We start from the raw sequence: 14955 nt of genomic DNA on the forward strand, positions 1-14955 counted from the left end.
CATGGCTACCTTCGAACAAAAACTCTGCACCCGCGCCACCTTGCCGCAACGCATCGCTGACCTGCCGAAACCCGTCGTGCTGACGAACGGCGTGTTCGACATCCTGCACCGCGGCCACGTGACGTACCTGGCCCAGGCCCGCGAACTGGGCGCGTCGCTCGTCGTCGCCGTCAACACGGACGCGTCCGTGAAACGCCTGGGCAAGGGCGACGACCGCCCGCTGAACACGCTGGCCGACCGCATGGCCGTGCTGGCCGCGCTTGAATCCGTCAGCCTCGTCGTGGAATTCGACGAGGACACGGCGCTGGAAGTCGTCCAGGAAGCCCGCCCCGACATCTATGCCAAGGGCGGCGACTACGTGATGAGCGCCATCCCGGAAGGGAAGGAAGTGATCGCCTACGGCGGCAAGGCCGTCGCGATCGATTTCGCGCACGACCGCTCGACGACGAAGCTCGTCGCGAAGATCCGTCAATACGGCTGATCGGGAATTAGCCGCGTCCCGCATGGTCGAATGAGTATTCCGACGGGATACTCATGACGACGATCGGCATCTACAAATGATGCAGCAGATGTGTCACTGATGGGCATCATCGGCAGGCGGATGCGCCGGGTTGTTGCGACCAGCGGCACTATCCATCGCGCCGATGAAACGGCCAGATAATTTCCGAGTAAACCAACAATCATCGACGCCCGCCGGGCTGTAAATCGCGCGGCAATGGATCGAGAGGCAGAGCCCTACGGGCTACAGGTCTGCCGATGTCATTCAACTTCCTCCTAATTACCAATAGTTCTGGCGTTCTGGCGCCTCTTCGGCATTTCCCGGCTGGGTTTCGCTGTGCATCATTAATTTGATCCGGCAATCTGCGTTCGCTGTTTTATCGATCGGCCCAAGCATTAAAAATATTGATAATTCTCGTCCCCGATTTCTAACGCAATGTAACTGCTTGATCGCTTTTTTCACCAAGATTTTTATGCTGATGTTTATCGTGCGCTACTGGACAAGACACAGATGCTGTTGTTAAACTTTCCGCCGTTAAATTTATATGACCTGAAAAAATCAAATTGCGAGGACGAATATTCGACCTGGTTACAGACTGCCTACCATTGCCGGCAATTAGTTAATTTGAGTTTTCAGATTGCAATAAATAGAGAAATTTTGCAACATTAGTTTAAATTACTTCAATGCGAAAAGGCAGGGCGCCGCGTTTCGGCAGGGGCATATGGCGTCTTGTTCGACTCCTCGATCTCACCGCAGTATTCGCGGTTATTTTCTCGTGACGACGGCGCAAAAGCTCAATTCATGCCCAATAAGCATGGGGCACAGAATAACTGTCATGCGATTTCGAGTGCGGTGTCGAGTTACTGTCTGACGATCCTAATATCGCTCTGAAGGGAATGCAGAGCAAGCTGCTGAATAATGGACTAACTAGCAGAATGATTGAGATATCGCCCCCCGATGCTGACCTTTACGCGCTTTACCTGCGTTGCCTCCAATCCTACCAATCGATACCGTTGACATGAACTCGCGCGATCTCGCCGGAGCCTTCCTAAGTGCGCTCACCCAAACCAACCGTCCGATTCGTCTTCGTCTGGCAGGCGAGCGAAAGCTCCTGGATGATGTACTGCTGGTCAAGCGCGTTGTCGGGAACGAGTCCATGTGTGGGGGCCTCGAATATCGCCTGCAATGCGTATCAGCCGAGTCCGGACTGGCATTGAAGGATTTCATCGCACTGCCGATTGAACTGCAACTGGTCACCGACCGGGGTGAATTGCGCTCTGTCTGCGGCGTCGTCACGCATGCGTTCGCGGGACAAAGCGACGGCGGGCTGGCCACGTATCAGCTGGTTGCACGTGATGCGCTCGCAATCATGGAACAACGCGTCAACACACGAGTTTTCCGAAACAAGAACGAAGTAGACGTTGCACTGGCGATTCTCGACGAATGGAAGCAGACGAACGCTGTCCTCGCGAAAGCATTCGATGTTGACACGGCCCAGTTACGGGGGAGTTACCCGGCCCGCGAATTCATCATGCAGCACAATGAATCGGACGCTGCCTTTCTGCGTCGTTTGTGGAAGCGCCAAGGCATTGCGTGGTTCATGCGGCCGGGGCGGGCAAGCCAGGACGACAGCAACGACATGCCAGCCCACACGCTGGTGTTATTCGACGACGCAACCGGGCTGGCTCAGAATTCCGCCGGCATCGTGCGCTACCACCGCGATCACGCTACCGAATCACGGGACAGTATCACTACCTGGACCGCCATGCGTAGCCTGAAACCCGGAGGCGTTACGCGCCACAGCTGGGACTACGCAAGCGTCCGTCTCATGGAAACGCAGGCGCTGACGACCATGCAGCAAGGACCGATGGGGGACCAGCTCGCTGCCGGCATCGACGAATACGTGGTCGATGTGCCTCACGCTGGCGACGACATGAAAGATTACCGCCGTTTGGGCGACCTTCGCATGCGTCGACACGAGTACGAAGCGAAGTGCTTCCACGGCGAAAGCGGCGTACGTGACCTGTGCGTCGGCGAATGGATTGGACTGTCCGGCCACCCGGAAATCGACACGCATCCGAGCGATGAGAGACAGTTCGTGATTACCGAGCTCTCGGTCCTGGCTGACAGTAACTTGCCCAAAGCGGTCGACGAGAAAATCCAACGGCTGTTCTCAGCCAATGGATGGCAAACGGAACTGTCAACCTCTACTCTGCTCAAGGCCAATGAAGAACGCGAAGTACGCTACAGCAATCGGTTCACGTGCGTACGTCGCGGCATTCCGATTGTGCCGTCGTTCGATCCTCGCACCGATCTGCCGGTAGCAACGTTACAGAGCGCGTTGGTTGTCGGTCCGGACGGCGAGGAAGTGCATTGCGACACGATGGGTCGGGTCAAGATCCGCTTTCCGGCAACCCGGCAACAAGACCACGCAGGCGCCGGCGCGAGCGACACCGACAGCGATTCCGCCTGGGTGCGGGTCGTCAGCACGTGGGCGGGTGGTCAGCGCGGTGCATTCACACTGCCGCGGGTTGGCGATGAAGTGATCGTCGATTTCCTCGGTGGCGATCCTGACAAGCCGCTTATTGTTGGCCAGGTCTACAACGGCGCGGCATTGCCGCCCAAATTCAACCATACCGGCACCCTACCGGAGAACAGATATCTATCCGGTATCAAGAGCAAGGAAGTGCAAGGGGGCCGCCTGAACCAGCTTCGTCTGGACGATACGCCCGAGCAAATCAGCGCACAGCTTGCGAGCGAGCACGGCTACAGCGAGTTGAACCTGGGCTGGCTGACACACCCACGGCAGGGCGGCAAAGCCCGTCCCCGAGGTGAAGGAGCAGAACTGCGCAGTGATAACTCGGTCGTCATCCGCTCGGCCCAGATGTTGCTGTTGACGACGCAGGCCATGCTGCGAGCACAGGGCGATCAACTGGAACGCGGCATGCTTCAAGGACTGCTTGAGAGCTCGCAGGCACTCCTGAAGGAGTTGGGGGAGTTTGCTGAACAGAATCAGGCCATGGCCGTGGACCAGGAACCACACAAGGACCTGAACGAGAACTTGCGGAATGCCGAGAAAGGCACCAACACGCAGAGCGGCGGGGAAGTCGACACCGCTTCGCCGCTTATCGCGCAATACGCACACGGCGGTTTCCTCAGCGCAACCCCTTATTCTTCCGTTAGCTATAGCGGCCAACAGCACAATGTGATCGCACAACAGAACATCCAGGCGGTCGCGGGTGAGCGCGTCAACATTAATGCTCGACAGGGTATCTCACTCTTCTCGCAGAAGAACGGGATGAAGTACATCGCGCACACCGGAAAAGTCGACATCCAGGCACAACACGACAGCATTGGTATTGCCGCGGGAAACGACATGACGATTACCGCGAGTGAAGGCGAGATTACGATTGCTGCCCAAAAGAGCATCAGTCTGATTTGTGGTGGCGCATACATCAAGATAGCGGACGGCAAAATCGAACTGGGTTGCAGTGGCGATTTCACTGTCAAGGCAGGCATGCACAAATGGGATGGCCCAGGCCGGATGTCGTTCGATCTACCGCACTTCTCTGGTGAAGGAAAACCGCCGGCACAATGGATCGGTCTGGACTATCGGGATGCCGACACCGGAGAGGGAGTCGATGGAGCGGAATACGAAATCCATTTCGACAAGGGACCCGTCTTGAATGGAACGCTGGACGCAAATGGCAAGACCCGACGGGAAAACGTCGCCAACAAGCCCGTGAAAAAAGTGATTTATAAGCCGCGCACGGCCGGAACGGATAAGCCAGCAGCACCGCTGAGCGATTTGTTGCAAGAATAAAGCATAACGAATATCGACAATATTGGTAGCGAGCATACTGAATGGCTGAAGTCAATACAACACAAATGCGCGACGCCTTGGCATGGGCGACAAATGACCGGGAAAAAGCCAAGGAACCGAGTACGAATCCAATCGTATGGTTCTGGGAAGCGATCGAGGGCGACTTCAACGAAGATCGGTCGACCGCCCAACTGCTCACCGACGCGGCAATTTCGATGATTCCGTTAGTCGATCAAATTTGCGACCTACGCGATCTCATAGCAAATTGCAAAAAGCTCAGTCATGATTACAAGGACAAGGCGGCATGGCTGGCTTTGGCCCTGACCCTTATTGGCCTGTTCCCGACACTCGGCTCATTGCTCAAGGGTGTACTCAAAATCATCTTTGCGCACGTCAGGCGTGCCGGCATCGACCAGGCGGCAAAGGCTGTCGAAAGGGGAATGTCGTGGGTGATCGTATATTTGCGAAGGGAAGAGGTTCAAAAATACATCAAGGCCCGCAAAATCGATCGCCTGTTTGCATGGCTTGCAACTGGCGTTAAAGAACTTCGTGGCCGGATAAATACCAAGGCGCTGCTCGCCGCATTTGATACGGGAATTTCTGCGCTTGAGGGGATGGTTAACAAGGTCAGGCTTGTACCGACCATCTATCGCAAGGCCAAGGCCGCGTTGGAGCAGGCCAAAGCGATACGGTTGGCGGCTAACCAGCACATGGAAGAGACGCTGAAACCTGTCCACGATATATTGACCACGATTATATTGAACCTGGAGCGCCGAACTCTTGAGAGAGAGCGTGCGATCTTAAATGCGAGCAATATTCACTTTTGTGGTGCGCTTCCGGAAGCGGATGCGATTACCTTGATGCGGCAACATCAGCCGCCATGGTTAAGTAAAACCGGGGATAAGTTCCTTGCGCCAGCAAACGCCACACGTCATCGACCTAAAGTGGATATGCTTTCCGCGAAACTTGACGCAGCTGGCAATCCTCGGCCGCAAGGAGATATTTTCCCTCACTTAACCAATCAAAATATCGAGTCCTTCCATACTCTACAGGCACATACAATCAAAGGTCCCGCTCGTCTGTATCGCATCCTTGCCCCGAACAGCCGCGGTATGAGCGATTGTTGGGTGTCGGAAGAAATTTTCAATAAATTGCAGAACTCTCCTAATCCCAAAGAAGCTTGGCGCAGATATTTGGCCGTCTGGCCGGATTGGAACGTCAACGGGCAATTCGTAATCTACGATGTAAAATCAGGCGAATCATTGAATGTGTGGCGTGGTCCGGCTTCCAGTCAAAAAAAGGATGGGCTCACAGGCAACTTTCTCGAGGGCGGTTGGGAGCAGATTGTTTTTAAGATCGAACGTACCGATCCGCGCAACGATACGTTAACTTATTATGAGTTAATGAAAAGTTCGAAAGGAACGACGCTGGGCCCGCCATTGGATCAAGCTCACCTCGATCACGTTACGGCATTGATGGATCAATCTCAAAAAGCGGGCTTTTTGGCCCGACACATTGGACTGCGCCAGCAAATTAATCACCCAAACATTAGTGGACCGTTCGATACCGGATGGGGTTACACAGAATTTGACGGAGTCTGGACGTCCGACAAAATAGGCCTGCCAGCGCTGCCTGGGCAGGCAACTGCGATTGCAAAGGGGGCGATATGAGCACACCAGGAAATAAATTTTCGTTATCGGCATGGGATAAGGTTCAGGCGGCCATGCTCTATCATTACGCCTCGTTGGATTACTTGAAAGGCTTGCATCGAATGGTGAGCGAACTAATGGATGGCGAAATTGATCCATTAATAAATCTGGCGAGGGCGCAGGGACGGGATGCCGTATTGAGGGATGCACGGTGGGGCGACAGGAATACCGTGCAGAACTGGGCAAACAGCGCGTGGCCTTTTTTAAGAGATTTTCAACAATCGCTCACAAGAGACATCGCTTTGCGCACCATAGATCAATATAAAATCACTGGCGCCAATCAGTGCCTACGTGGCCTGGATGAATTCTCAATGAACTGGGCAACACCGGATGAAGAAGAGAAAATTCAGTCAGTATTAAAAGAGATAAGTCGTTATGCAATGAATATAGACTATACCATGGATGATTGGCCAAAAAGCCGGTGGGACGATTACGGCTTTGCATATAACTATCCTGAATTTTCGGTTCAGTTTCCACGCATCCCGAAATTTCGGGTGCGTACCGACGTGACGGCAGAAAGTTCCAAAGCTCCCCCCCGTACTGGAGTTTACGTCTCTTCAGATGATCCCCATGCCGCGTTGCAATTTGCATGGACCGGTGGCGGGGGCGGCAAACTTCGTCCCGCATCCACGTTCAACGAGATCGGCCTTGATGCCCTCCAGTACGTTGGTCGAAAGGATCTTTGGTTTGATCAAGCAAAGATGCTGGCATTTGTCCAATCGCAAAAGTACGCGGCGTTGCTTGCCCGTGAGGTGGTGATTGATGGCAAGCCGAATCCATACCTTGCTCCCTCAGCGGTGGCATGTTCCGCCTTTACTGATATCCCTTCGAATTGGTATTTCGTTGAAATCATCAATGACGAATTCGAAGACATCGCCGTTGTCAGCGAAGATGATAGCCGCACCATAAACACTCCAGAACGTTTGCGCGTCGAAGGAGGTCATACCTGTGTGCGTGCAGGATATTGGTTCACGCCAGCAAAAGCAGGATCACGTCGTTACTTCAAGGACGGTGAAATCATGCCAGCCTTCGGTACGGATTACGGCGTTACATTCTGGCAATGGGACGAGAATCAGCAATAAAGTTATTCGTCACTAGAGCGTGTTAAATGTTAGTCCCATTTGATCGGGAATGCGTTAATTAATCATTCTGTGCGCTGCTTCTGCCATTCCTTGAGGGCCGGGATAGGCGTTTTTGCGTCGAGCGCACGGTGCGGAATGTGGTGGTAGTGCGGCTTCAAATAGTTCATCAAGGTCGCTTCCAGGTCGGCCTTGCTGTCGAAGCGGGTCTGCTGTAGCAGTTCGTTGATGCGACCATCAAGGCGTTCAACCATACCGTCCGTTTGTGGATGACGGCAATGTCAAGCGGCGTTCGACGGTGATTGAGGCGCAGCCTCGTCGAAGGCGTGCTTGCCGCTGGGTTTCTTGTCTTCGGTGGCGAAACAGTCGGTGACTTGCGAGCCGTCATCGGTCGACATCCTGTTGTCTACCGATCCAAGGGCGACATGTCTTCGCGCTTGAGTCACTTCGCGTCCGTCGTCCGCATGATACCGAAGACCTTTTCCGCATGACGATCCGACAGGCCAGAGTACTTGATTTCCTGCCGGACTTTCGGGGTTGTGTTTGATACCGGATGGCGTTACACAGAATTTGACGAAGTCTGAAGGTCGGACAAAATAAGCTTCCCAGCGCTGCTTGGGCAAGTGACAGCAATTGCAAAGGGGGCGATGTGAGCACACCAGGAAATCAATTTTCGTTATCGGCATGGCACAAGGTTCAGGCGGCAATGCTTTATCATTACGCCTCGCTGGACTACTTGAAAGGCTTGCACCAAATGGTGAGTGAATTAATGGATGGCGAGATTGATCCGTTAATCAATCTAGCGAGGGCGCAGGGACGGGATGCCGTATTGATGGATGCGCGGTGGGGTGACAGGAATACCGTGCAGAATTGGGTAAACAGTGCGTGGCCTTTTTTAAGCGATTTTCGACAATCGCTTACAAGAGACATCGCGATGCGCACCACGGACCAATATAAAATCACTGGTGCCAACCAGTGCTTACGCGGCTTGAATGAGTTCTCAATGAATTGGGCAACATCAGATGAAGAGGCGAAGGTTCAGTCAATATTGCAAAAAATAGGCCGTTACGCAAATAAAATTGACGATACGTTAAATGATTGGCCAACCAGTCGATGGCGCGATTTCAACTTTGCATATTATTATTCAGAATTTTCGGCGCAGTTTCCACGCATTCCGAAGTTTCGCGTTCGTACGGATGTGACGGCGGAAAGTTCCAAGACGCCGCCACGCACTGGAGTTTACGTTTCATCAGATGATCCCAATGCCGCGTTACAATTTGCGTGGAACGGAGGCGGGGGTGGAAAACTTCGTCCAGCGTCTACGTTCAATCAGATCGGTCTGGATGCTCTCCAGCAGGTCGGCCGAAGAGATCTTTGGTTCGATGAAGGGAAGATGCTCGCGTTTGTCCAATCGCAGAAATATGCACCGTTATTCGCAAACGAGATAGTGATTGACGGCAAGCCGGCCCCATCCCTTGCTTCACCGGCAGTAGCACGGTCCGCTTTTACCGCGGCCCCTTCGCATTGGTATTTCGTCGAAATCATCAATGACGAATTCGAAGACATCGCCGTTGTCAGCGAAGATGATAGCCGCACCATAAACACTCCAGAACGTTTGCGCGTCGAAGGAGGTCATGCCTGTGCGCGTGCCGGATATTGGTTCACGCCAGCAAAAGCAGGATCACGTCGTTACTTCAAGGACGGTGAAATCATGCCAGTCTTCGGCACGGATTACGGCGTTACATTCTGGCAATGGGACGAGAATCAGCAATAAAGTTATTCGTCACTAGAGCGTGTTAAATGTTAGTCCCATTTGATCGGGAATGCGTTAATTAATCATTCTGTGCGCTGCTTCTGCCATTCCTTGAGGGCCGGGATAGGCGTTTTTGCGTCGAGCGCACGGTGCGGAATGTGGTGGTGGTACGGCTTCAAATAGTTCATCAAGGTGGCTTCCAGGTCGGCCTTGCTGTCGAAGCGGGTCTGCTGTAGCAGTTCGTTGATGCGACCATCAAGGCGTTCAACCATACCGTCCGTTTGTGGATGACGGCAATGTCAAGCGGCGTTCGACGGTGATTGAGGCGCAGCCTCGTCGAAGGCGTGCTTGCCGCTGGGTTTCTTGTCTTCGGTGGAGAAACAGTTGGTGACTTGCGAGCCGTCATCGGTCGACATCCTGTTGTCTACCGATCCAAGGGCGACATGTCTTCGCGCTTGAGTCACTTCGCGTCCGTCGTCCGCATGATACCGAAGACCTTTTCCGCATGACGATCCGACAGGCCAGAGTACTTGATTTCCTGCCGGACTTTCGGGGTTGTGTTTGATACCGGATGGAGTTACACAGAATTTGACGAAGTCTGGAGGTCGGACAAAATAAGCTTCCCAGCGCTGCTTGGGCAAGTGACAGCAATTGCAAAGGGGGCGATGTGAGCACACCAGGAAATCAATTTTCGTTATCGGCATGGCACAAGGTTCAGGCGGCAATGCTTTATCATTATGCCTCGCTGGACTACTTGAAAGGCTTGCATCAAATGGTGAGCGAATTAATGGATGGTGAGATTGATCCATTAATAAATCTAGCGAGGGCGCAGGGACGGGATGCCGTATTGAGGGATGCACGGTGGGGCGACAGGAATACCGTGCAGAACTGGGCAAACAGCGCGTGGCCTTTTTTAAGGGATTTTCAACAATCGCTCACAAGAGACATCGCCTTACGCACTATGGAACATTATGAAGTCACTGGCGCCAATGAGTGCCTGCGTGGTTTGAATGAATTCTCAATGAATTGGGCAACGTCGGATGAAGAAGAGAAAATTCAGGCAGTATTAAAAAAGATAATTAATTACGCTAGAAACATAGACTACACAATGGATGATCGGTCGCGCAGTCGATGGACTGATTTTAACTTTGCATATAACTATCCTGAATTTTCGAAACGGTTTCCATGCATCCCGAAATTTCGGGTGCGTACCGACGTGACGGCAGAAAGTTCCAAAGCTCCCCCCCGTACTGGAGTTTACGTCTCATCTGACGATCCCAATGCCGCGTTACAATTTGCGTGGACCGGCGGTGGCGGTGGAAAACTGCGTCCTGCATCCACGCTCAACGAGATCGGCCTCGATGCCCTCCAGCAAGTTGGTCGAAAGGACCTTTGGTTTGATGGCGCGAAGATGCTCGCGTTTGTTCAATCGCAGAAATATGCATCGTTCTTCGCAGGCAAGATGATTATTCCTGGTAAGCCGGATCCATACCTCGCTCCCTCACTCGTGGCACGCTCCGCCTTTACTGAAATCCCTTCGAATTGGTATTTCGTCGAAATCATCAACGACGAATTCGAAGACATCGCCGTTGTCAGCGAAGATGATAGCCGCACCATGAACACCCAAGAACGTTTGCGCGTCGAAGGAGGTCATGCCTGTGTGCGTGCGGGATATTGGTTCACGCCAGCAAAAGCAGGATCACGTCGTTACTTCAAGGACGGTGAAATCATGCCAGCCTTCGGCACGGATTACGGCGTTACATTCTGGCAGTGGGACGAGAATCAGCTATAAAGTTATTCGTCACTAGAGCGTGTTAAATGTTAGTCCCATTTGATCGGAAATGCGATTGACCAATCATTCTGTGCGCTGTTTCTGCCATTCTTTGAGGGGCGGAGTAGGCGTTTTTGCGTCGAGATTACGGTGCGGAATGTGGTGGTAGTACGGCTTCAAATAGTTCATCAAGATCGCTTCCAGGTCGGCCTCGCTGTCGAAGCGGGTCTGCTGTAGCAGTTCGTTGATGCGACCATCAAGGCGTTCAACCATACCGTCCGTTTGTGGATGACGGCAATGCCAAGCTGCGTTCGACGGCGATCGAGGCGCAGCCTCGTCGAAGGCGTGCTTGCCGCTGGGTTTCTTGTCTTCGGTGGAGAAACAGTCGGTGACTAGCGAGCTGTCATCGGTCAACGTCCTGTTGTCTACCGATCCAAGGGCGACATGTCTTCGCGCTTGAGTCACTTCGCGTCCGTCGTCCACATGATGCCGAAGACCTCTCCGCATGACGATCCGACAGGCCAGAGTACTTGATTTCCTGCCGGACTTTCGGGGTTGTGTTTGATACCGGATGGAGTTACACAGAATTTTACGAAGTCTGAAGGTCGGACAAAATAAGCTTGCCAGCGCTGCCTGGGCAAGTGACAGCAATTGCAAAGGGGGCGATATGAGCACACCAGGAAATCAACTTTCATTATCGGCATGGCACAAGGTTCAGGCGGCCATGCTCTATCATTACGCCTCGCTGGACTACTTGAAAGGCTTGCATCAAATGGTGAGCGAACTAATGGATGGCGAGATTGATCCATTAATAAATCTGGCGAGGGAGCAGCAGGGACGGGATGCCGTATTGAGGGATGCACGGTGGGGCGAAAGGAATACTGTGCAGAACTGGGCAAACAGCGCGTGGCCTTTTTTAATAGATTTTCAACAATCGCTCACAAGAGACATCGCTTTGCGCACCATAGATCAATATAAAATAACTGGCGCCAATCAGTGCCTACGTGGCCTGGATGAATTCTCAATGAACTGGGCGACACCGGATGAAGAGGAGAGAATTCAGGCAATATTGCAAGTGATAAGTCGTTATGCTAGGAATATAAACTATACTATGGATGATTGGCCTAGTAGCCGGTGGGACGATCACGGCTTTGCATATAACTATCCTGAATTTTCGGCGCAGTTTCCACGCATTCCGAAGTTTCGAGTTCGTACAGATGTGACGGCGGAAAGTTCCAAGACGCCGCCACGCACTGGAGTTTACGTTTCATCAGATGATCCCAATGCCGCGTTACAATTTGCGTGGACCGGTGGTGGCGGTGGAAAACTGCGTCCTGCATCCACGCTCAACGAGATCGGCCTCGACGCCCTCCAGCAAGTTGGTCGAAAGAACCTTTGGTTTGATGGCGCGAAAATGTTCGCGTTTGTTCAATCGCAGAAATATGCATCGTTCTTCGCAGGCAAGATGATTATTCCTGGCAAGCCGGATCCATACCTCGCCCCCTCACTGGTGGCACGTTCCGCCTTTACTGAAATCCCTTCGAATTGGTATTTCGTCGAAATCATCAATGACGAATTCGAAGACATCGCCGTTGTCAGCGAAGATGATAGCCTCACCATGAACGCCCAAGAAGGTTTGCGCGTCGAAGGAGGTCATGCCTGTGTGCGTGCCGGATATTGGTTCACGCCAGCAAAAGCAGGATCACGTCGTTACTTCAAGGACGGTGAAATGATGCCGGCCTTCGGCACGGATTACGGCGTTACGTTCTGGCAGTGGGACGAGAATCAGATGTAAAAGTATTTACGACAAAGACCTACTAAACTGCACAGGAGAACGTCCATGAAAGGCGTGATTCGATTGGGTGATCTGACCAGTCACGGTGGCAAGGTTGTGATCGCATCCGCCACCTCTTCGGTCAATGGCCTTGCCGTTGCACGGCAAGGTGACGCATGTGTCTGCCCCATCCCCGGGCATTCGATATGCGTGATCATTGAGGGTGACCCGTCCGTGTTGATCGGCGGGGTTCCGGTTGCCTTTCACGGCCACAGGACGTCATGCGGTGCAAGCCTTATCTCTTCCGCCTTCACCTCGGGAACACCATAAATCACGCGTATGGGAGAGTGTCGGGTAAAGACGGCCCGGCGACCAAGCCGCCTTAGCCCCCGCCGGCGTACCCGTTCTGGCGCCACGCTTCGTAGACGACCACGGCCACCGTATTCGACAGGTTCAGGCTGCGGTTGCCCGGCATCATCGGCAGGCGGATGCGCTGGGCCGGCGGGAACGATTCGCGCAAGGCCGGGTCCAGGCCGCGCGACTCGGCGCCGAACACGAATATGTCGCCCGGGCGGAACGCGGCATCCGCGAACGGCGACGAACCGTGCGTCGTCATCGCGAACATGCGCGTGCGGTCCGGCTGTGCGTCGGCCAGGAAGGCGTCCCAGTTCTTGTGGACCTTCATCGTGGCGTAATCGTGGTAGTCGAGACCGGCGCGGCGCATCTTGGCATCGTCCAGCGGGAAGCCGAGCGGCTCGACCAGGTGCAGCTGCGCCCCCGTGTTCGCGCACAGGCGGATGATGTTGCCCGTGTTGGGCGGGATCTCGGGTTCGACCAGTACGACGTGAAACAAAGCTATCTCCTTGGGTTACGGGTGGGGCGGCGTGCGCGCAAATACAAAATTCGTCACGCGCGCCGCGCCGAACCGTTTAAAAGTGGCGGCCAGTTCGCCCAGCGTGTGGCCGCTCGTCATGACGTCGTCGACGAGGCCGACGTGGCGGCCTTCGACGAGGTCCGGGTCCTCCACGGCGAACGCGCCACGCACATTCTTCGCCCGCACGCTCGGCGCGACGCCCGACTGCGCCGGCGTGTCGAGCGTGCGCAGCGCCAGCGCCGGATGACATGCTACCCCGAGCGCCGCCGCCAGGGGCCGCGCGATTTCCAGCGCCTGGTTGAAGCCGCGTTCGACGAGCCGGTTCGGCCCCAGCGGGACCGGGCACAGCAAATCGGGCAGCGGCAGGCCGGGGCGGGCGAGCACGGCATCGCGGATCTGGCGCGCGAACCACGGCGCGAGCGCGAGGCGGGCGCCGAATTTTAATTGAAGCACGAGCTGGTCGAGGGGAATTGCGTAATCGACGGCGACGACGGTGGCGTCGAAGGCGGGTGGGTCGCGCAGGCAGGAGCCGCAAATGTTATCGTCGTGCTCGCGCTTATCAACGTCGTCCCCGCGCAGGCGGGGATCCAATTTTTCATGCGTCGTCGGCAGCGCGAAATTGGGCTCCCGCCTGCGCGGGAGCGACGGTAGGGCTGCTAACGGGTTCGCACACTGCCCGCAACGCACCCGCCGCACCCCCGCATACGCATCCCGGCACGCAGTACATACGACATCATCGCACCCGCTCCCGCACAGGGCGCACATCGATGGCATCAGCACGCGCAGCCAATGCCGCAGGGACAAATAACGGGCCGTCATCGTAAGTTCCACCCATCATGTACACTCCCGCCATTATCCCATTCACCGCAGCCCCATCATGGTTTCACCCCAAGCCCCGTCGAAGATGAGCGCCCCGATCGATCCGGTCCGCGTGCGCCAGCTGTTCGCCGACCCCGCCCGGGTCGCCCCTTCCGATTTCCTGCGGCGGGAGATCGCCACCCGCATGTTCGACCGCCTGACGCTCGTCAAGACGGCGCCGCGCCAGGTGCTCGACGCCGGCTGCGGCGCCGGCGTCGATATCGCCGAATTGCAGAAACGCTATCCGGCTGCGCAGGTGCTCGGCCTGGACGCCGTGCCGGCCATGCTGGCGACCGCCACGGCCGCCACGGCCGCCACGTCGGCGCCGCGCTCCTTGTTGAGTCGTTTGCTGCCGGCCAAAGCCGGCATCGATCTCGTTTGCGGCGACTTCGGCAACCTGCCGTTCGGCCCGAACTCGCTCGACCTGGTCTGGTCGAACCTGGCATTGCACTGGCATCCCCAACCCGACCGCGTGTTCGCCGAGTGGCGTCGCGTGCTGCGCGTGGATGGTCTGCTGATGTTCTCGAATTTCGGTCCGGACACGTTCCGCGAACTGCGCGCCGCGTTCGCGGCGATGGACGAGACGCCGCACACGTTGCCGTTCGTCGACATGCACGACTTCGGCGACCAGCTCGTGGAAGCGGGGTTCACGACGCCCGTCATGGACATGGAACAGATCACGGTGACGTACGACACGGCCGACAAGCTGCTGGCCGACGTGCGCGCGTTCGGCGGTAACCCGCTGGCCACGCGCCGCCGCGGCCTCGTCGGCCGGGCCGCGTGGCAACGCATGCGCGACGCGCTGGAAGCAGGGC

General features: G+C 55.2%; 12 protein-coding genes and 2 pseudogenes. 9 read left to right on the forward strand and 5 right to left on the reverse strand.

Annotated elements, in window-relative coordinates; translation table 11 throughout:
* Position 1: 1 nt before the first annotated feature.
* The 4 genes from rfaE2 (at position 2) to ACEN88_RS01955 (ending at position 7113) form a co-directional block, all read left to right on the forward strand.
* The gene (gene rfaE2 / locus ACEN88_RS01940; protein ID WP_413337135.1) at positions 2-481 is read left to right on the forward strand and encodes a D-glycero-beta-D-manno-heptose 1-phosphate adenylyltransferase; all 480 of its coding nucleotides are present in this window, start codon (positions 2-4) and stop codon (positions 479-481) included.
* Positions 482-1517: 1036 nt separating this feature from the next.
* Entirely contained in the window at positions 1518-4322 is a 2805-nt protein-coding gene (locus ACEN88_RS01945) for a type VI secretion system Vgr family protein (protein ID WP_413337136.1), read from the forward strand.
* A gap of 41 nt (positions 4323-4363) precedes the next feature.
* Positions 4364-5992 (forward strand): hypothetical protein, encoded by a 1629-nt coding sequence (locus ACEN88_RS01950; protein ID WP_413337137.1) that lies wholly within the window; start codon positions 4364-4366, stop codon positions 5990-5992.
* Positions 5989-7113 carry a hypothetical protein gene (locus ACEN88_RS01955; RefSeq protein WP_413337138.1) on the forward strand — a complete coding sequence of 375 codons (1125 nt, stop codon included), beginning with the start codon at positions 5989-5991 and terminating at the stop codon, positions 7111-7113. The genes ACEN88_RS01950 and ACEN88_RS01955 overlap by 4 nt, the downstream gene beginning before the upstream one ends.
* Before the next feature lie 62 nt (positions 7114-7175).
* Here the strand turns inward: ACEN88_RS01955 and ACEN88_RS01960 are convergent.
* Positions 7176-7373, reverse strand: a pseudogene (locus ACEN88_RS01960) (IS481 family transposase); the annotation flags it as partial.
* 386 nt (positions 7374-7759) lie between these two features.
* Here ACEN88_RS01960 and ACEN88_RS01965 point away from each other — a divergent pair.
* Positions 7760-8884 carry a hypothetical protein gene (locus ACEN88_RS01965; protein WP_413337139.1) on the forward strand — a complete coding sequence of 375 codons (1125 nt, stop codon included), beginning with the start codon at positions 7760-7762 and terminating at the stop codon, positions 8882-8884.
* Positions 8885-8946: 62 nt separating this feature from the next.
* Here ACEN88_RS01965 and ACEN88_RS01970 read toward each other — a convergent pair.
* Positions 8947-9144 (reverse strand): annotated as a pseudogene (locus ACEN88_RS01970) (integrase core domain-containing protein); the annotation flags it as partial.
* Between the two features lie 386 nt (positions 9145-9530).
* Here ACEN88_RS01970 and ACEN88_RS01975 point away from each other — a divergent pair.
* Positions 9531-10655 carry a hypothetical protein gene (locus tag ACEN88_RS01975; protein ID WP_413337140.1) on the forward strand — a complete coding sequence of 375 codons (1125 nt, stop codon included), beginning with the start codon at positions 9531-9533 and terminating at the stop codon, positions 10653-10655.
* Between the two features lie 63 nt (positions 10656-10718).
* On the opposite strand, the gene ACEN88_RS01980 is transcribed toward ACEN88_RS01975, so the two are convergent.
* Positions 10719-11048, reverse strand: a complete 330-nt coding sequence (locus tag ACEN88_RS01980; RefSeq protein WP_413337141.1) for an integrase core domain-containing protein — start codon at positions 11046-11048, stop codon at positions 10719-10721.
* 253 nt (positions 11049-11301) lie between these two features.
* On the opposite strand from ACEN88_RS01980, the gene ACEN88_RS01985 reads away from it, so the two are divergent.
* Positions 11302-12429, forward strand: a complete 1128-nt coding sequence (locus ACEN88_RS01985) for a hypothetical protein (RefSeq protein WP_413337142.1) — start codon at positions 11302-11304, stop codon at positions 12427-12429.
* Between the two features lie 45 nt (positions 12430-12474).
* On the forward strand, positions 12475-12738 hold the full coding sequence (locus tag ACEN88_RS01990) for a PAAR domain-containing protein (protein WP_413337143.1): 264 nt from the start codon (positions 12475-12477) through the stop codon (positions 12736-12738).
* A 52-nt stretch (positions 12739-12790) separates the two neighbouring features.
* On the opposite strand, the gene trmL is transcribed toward ACEN88_RS01990, so the two are convergent.
* Together trmL and ACEN88_RS02000 are read right to left on the reverse strand one after the other, a co-directional pair.
* The gene (gene trmL, locus ACEN88_RS01995; protein ID WP_413337144.1) at positions 12791-13261 is read right to left on the reverse strand and encodes a tRNA (uridine(34)/cytosine(34)/5-carboxymethylaminomethyluridine(34)-2'-O)-methyltransferase TrmL; all 471 of its coding nucleotides are present in this window, start codon (positions 13259-13261) and stop codon (positions 12791-12793) included.
* A 15-nt stretch (positions 13262-13276) separates the two neighbouring features.
* A complete protein-coding gene (locus ACEN88_RS02000; protein ID WP_413337145.1) occupies positions 13277-13873 on the reverse strand; it encodes a ComF family protein in 597 nt (198 codons plus the stop codon).
* Between the two features lie 286 nt (positions 13874-14159).
* On the opposite strand from ACEN88_RS02000, the gene ACEN88_RS02005 reads away from it, so the two are divergent.
* Positions 14160-14955: methyltransferase domain-containing protein (locus ACEN88_RS02005; protein ID WP_413337146.1), on the forward strand; the 796-nt coding region annotated here is incomplete at its 3' end.

The organism is Massilia sp. CT11-108, from assembly GCF_047302915.1.
In the GTDB taxonomy this organism is placed as follows: domain Bacteria; phylum Pseudomonadota; class Gammaproteobacteria; order Burkholderiales; family Burkholderiaceae_D; genus Telluria; species Telluria orientalis.

Excerpts from the sequence above, each read along its gene's own strand:
- rfaE2 (WP_413337135.1), top strand. The coding sequence starts at position 2 with ATGGCTACCTTCGAACAAAAACTCTGCACCCGCGCCACCTTGCCGCAA.
- ACEN88_RS01945 (WP_413337136.1), top strand. The coding sequence starts at position 1,518 with ATGAACTCGCGCGATCTCGCCGGAGCCTTCCTAAGTGCGCTCACCCAA.
- ACEN88_RS01950 (WP_413337137.1), top strand. The coding sequence starts at position 4,364 with ATGGCTGAAGTCAATACAACACAAATGCGCGACGCCTTGGCATGGGCG.
- ACEN88_RS01955 (WP_413337138.1), top strand. The coding sequence starts at position 5,989 with ATGAGCACACCAGGAAATAAATTTTCGTTATCGGCATGGGATAAGGTT.
- ACEN88_RS01985 (WP_413337142.1), top strand. The coding sequence starts at position 11,302 with ATGAGCACACCAGGAAATCAACTTTCATTATCGGCATGGCACAAGGTT.
- ACEN88_RS01990 (WP_413337143.1), top strand. The coding sequence starts at position 12,475 with ATGAAAGGCGTGATTCGATTGGGTGATCTGACCAGTCACGGTGGCAAG.